This is a genomic window from Paraburkholderia sp. RL18-085-BIA-A, from assembly GCF_046027075.1.
In the GTDB taxonomy this organism is placed as follows: domain Bacteria; phylum Pseudomonadota; class Gammaproteobacteria; order Burkholderiales; family Burkholderiaceae; genus Paraburkholderia.
On sequence record NZ_JARESU010000635.1, the window covers coordinates 1 to 394 of the forward strand.

The following is a 394-nucleotide window of genomic DNA, read 5'->3' on the forward strand; positions in this document are numbered from 1 at the left end:
CGCATGATCAAGTCGCGCCTGCATCTCATCAAGAACAGCTTCGTGTTCCCAGCGTGTCACGCGACGATGAGGACCTGGCTTGCAGTCCTTTTTGAGCGAACATTGCTGGCAATTTGAACTCCAGTACTTACTGATCTTCAGGCCGCGCTCAACGGTCGAGAATCGCCAGATGAGTCGCTCGCCTGCCGGACATCGGTATTCGTTCGTCTTTGCGTTGTAAATGAAGTCATCCTTGCCGAAGCGGCCATGAGCCGTTGCGCTCGATGTCACCGTCTTCGGAACGAACACACTTATTCCAGCCTCATGGCATGCGAGTATTTCCTCGCTCTTGTAGTAGCCGCGATCCGCAACTGCGGTGAGCTTGTCGACGGCCATCTCTGTGCGGGCAAGCTTA

The 394-nt window shown here is 54.8% G+C and carries 1 pseudogene; it reads right to left on the minus strand.

What is annotated here, in order from left to right:
- A pseudogene (locus P0D89_RS54170) lies at nt 1-394 on the minus strand (IS5/IS1182 family transposase); the annotation flags it as partial.